Genomic DNA, 2570 nt, shown 5'->3' on the forward strand with positions numbered 1-2570 from the left:
CCGTACGGCCAGCAGCCGCAGGCTCCGGGCGGCTACCCGCAGCCGCAGGGGCAGACCCCGCCGCCGGGCGGCAACCCGTACGCCCGCTGACGGGCGGATGACACCCCACGGGGCCGGTCGCGATCCGCGGCCGGCCCCGCGGCGTTCCGGCGTTCCGGCGGTCCGCGGGCTCTCGGGCTCGCGGGCCGTGGCCGCGGGCGGGGTCAGCCGAGGCGGACGACGCTGCCGGTGGCGGCGGAGGTGCGGGCCGCCTCCAGGACGGCGAGGGCGGCGACGGCGTCCCGGGGGTCCACCGGCGGTGGGGCGCCGTCGGCCAGCGAGGCGGTGATGCCGGCGTAGTAGGCGGGGTAGTCGCCGGGGTCGGTGGGGATGCGTTCCGCGCCCTCGTCGGTGCCGAGGGTGCCGTACGCGGCGGGGTCGTCGGCGCCCCACGGGTAGCCGTCGCCGGGGGTGCAGCCGGCCCTGAGGTCGTTCTCCTGCGGGTCCATGCCGAACTTGACGTACCCGGCGCTGTCGCCGAGGACGCGCAGACGGGGGCCGCCGACCGGGGCGACGGCGCTCGTCCACAGGTGGGAGCGGACCCCGGAGGCGTGCGTGAGGGCGAGGAAGGCGTCGTCGTCGACCACCGCGCCGTCGCGGCGGGTGTCGACCTCCGCGTACACCGACTCCGCCGGGCCGAACAGGGTGAGCGCCTGGTCGACGAGGTGGCTGCCCAGGTCGTAGAGGGTGCCGCCGACCTCGGCCGGGTCGGCGAGCTCGCGCCAACCGGGCTTGGGCTTGGGACGGAACCGCTCGAAGCGCGATTCGAAACGGTGCACCCGGCCGAGCGCGCCCTCGCCGATCAGCCGGCGGGCGGTCAGGAAGTCGCCGTCCCACCTGCGGTTCTGGAAAACGGACAGCAGCACCCCGGCCCGCTCCGCCGCGTCGCACAGCCGGGCCGCCTCGACGGCGGAGCCCGCGAGCGGCTTGTCGATCACGACAGGCAGGCCGGCGGCGACCGCCGCCTCCGCGAACGGCACGTGAGTGCGGTTGGGGGAGGCGACGACCACCAGATCGAGGTCCTCGGCCCGGTCGAACAGGTCGGCCGGAGTGTCGAGCGGCTGCGCGCCGGGGTGGGCGCGGCGCAGCCGGTCGCGGCGGTCCGGGTTGGCGGTGACCACCGCGACCAGCTGCAGTCCGGGGGTGGTGGCGATCAGCGGGGCGTGGAAGGCGGAACCGGCCAGGCCGTAGCCGATCAGGCCGACGCGGAACGGGGTGCGGGGCGCGCTGGTCATGCTCCCCACTCAACCACGGCCGCGCCGGCCGGCCGGGTCAGCGCGCGTGCGTGCCGCGGGCGCGGTTGCGGCGGCGCAGCACGGCCATCGCGGCGCCGGAGAGCACGAACGCCGTGCCGACGGCGGCGATCAGGCCGGTGGAGCGGTCGGTACCGGTCTGGGCGAGCTGCTGCCCGGCCGGGACGGCCTCGGTGCCGGCGGGCGTCCCGGAGGACGCCGGGGTGCCGGGGGCGGTGGCCGAGGGAGCGCCCGTCCCGGCGCCGGCGGGGGCACCGGTCGCCGCGGCGGGCACTGCTCCGGGTGTACTGGCGCCCGCGCCCGTCCCGGTGCCGGCGGTGGTCGGGGTGGTGACGGGGGCGGAGTCGTGGACGTGCGGGGTGCCGCTGCCGGCGGGCGGGACGGGGGCCGTACCGGCGGGCTTGCCGGTGCCGTCGAAGACCACGTCGGAGCAGGAGTAGAAGGCCTCCGGACTGTCCGAGCGCTGCCAGATCGCGTAGATCAGCTGGCGGCCCTTCAGCCCGGCCGGGACCCGGCCGGGGAGCACGTACTGGCCGTCGACCAGCTGCGGGTCGGTGACGGTCAGGAACGGGGCGGACTGCAGGTTCGACCAGGCGAGCGGCTTGGCCGGGTCGTACGTGCCGTTGGTGACGTACAGCCGGAAGGTACCGCGGTGCGGCGCGGTGGCGCGGTACCGGAAGGTGAACGGCGCGCCGGCCGTCAGATTGGTGGCCGGCCAGTCGGCGCGGGGCAGGTCCAGGCCGGTGAACTCGGCGTTGTTGGCGCTGCACAGCTTGCCGTCCGGGATCAGCTGCTGGTGGCGGCCGTTGGCGTCGCCGATCCGCACGCCGTTCCAGTCGTACAGCGCCTGGGTGCCGCCGCGGGCGATCGCCGCCGCACAGGCCGCCGACTTCGGGTGCTCCGGGCCCTCCAGGTAGCAGCCCTCGACCCGGCTCAGCGGATTCTGCATCGAGCCGTGCGCGGCGGCCGTACCGGTGCCGAGCGTGCCGGACAGGGCCAGGCCGGCGAGGGTGCCGGCGAGGACGGTGACCCGGCGGCGGGCGGAGGGACGAGCGGACATGGTGGCGCTCCTGGATCGAGGGTCGGGGACGCTGTGCCAGCACGCTAACCACTGCCGATGGGCGGACTGACGGGTGATCAGTGCTGTTATGGGGTCTTTAAGGCGTTCTTGAGGCGGCCGGACCGCGGGTCCGGCGGCTCGGCCGCGGGCGGTGCAGACGGTGCAGACGGTGCGGGCGGTGCGGACGGTGCGGGTGGGGCGCGCGGCCGGGCGGCCAG

The 2570-nt window shown here is 76.7% G+C and carries 2 protein-coding genes; both read right to left on the bottom strand.

Going from position 1 to position 2570, the window contains the following annotated elements; genetic code table 11:
• Positions 1-203: 203 nt before the first annotated feature.
• Positions 204-1274 (bottom strand): Gfo/Idh/MocA family oxidoreductase, encoded by a 1071-nt coding sequence (locus KSNIM_RS24080; RefSeq protein WP_263105232.1) that lies wholly within the window; start codon positions 1272-1274, stop codon positions 204-206.
• Positions 1275-1311: 37 nt separating this feature from the next.
• A complete protein-coding gene (locus KSNIM_RS24085; RefSeq protein ID WP_263105233.1) occupies positions 1312-2352 on the bottom strand; it encodes a lytic polysaccharide monooxygenase in 1041 nt (346 codons plus the stop codon).
• Between the last annotated feature and the right edge of the window lie 218 nt (positions 2353-2570).

It is taken from the genome of Kitasatospora sp. DSM 101779, from assembly GCF_025655475.1.
In the GTDB taxonomy this organism is placed as follows: domain Bacteria; phylum Actinomycetota; class Actinomycetes; order Streptomycetales; family Streptomycetaceae; genus Kitasatospora.

Bases quoted from the DNA above. Each gene is read 5' to 3' on its own strand.
- KSNIM_RS24085 (WP_263105233.1), bottom strand. From the start codon at position 2,352: ATGTCCGCTCGTCCCTCCGCCCGCCGCCGGGTCACCGTCCTCGCCGGC.
- KSNIM_RS24080 (WP_263105232.1), bottom strand. From the start codon at position 1,274: ATGACCAGCGCGCCCCGCACCCCGTTCCGCGTCGGCCTGATCGGCTAC.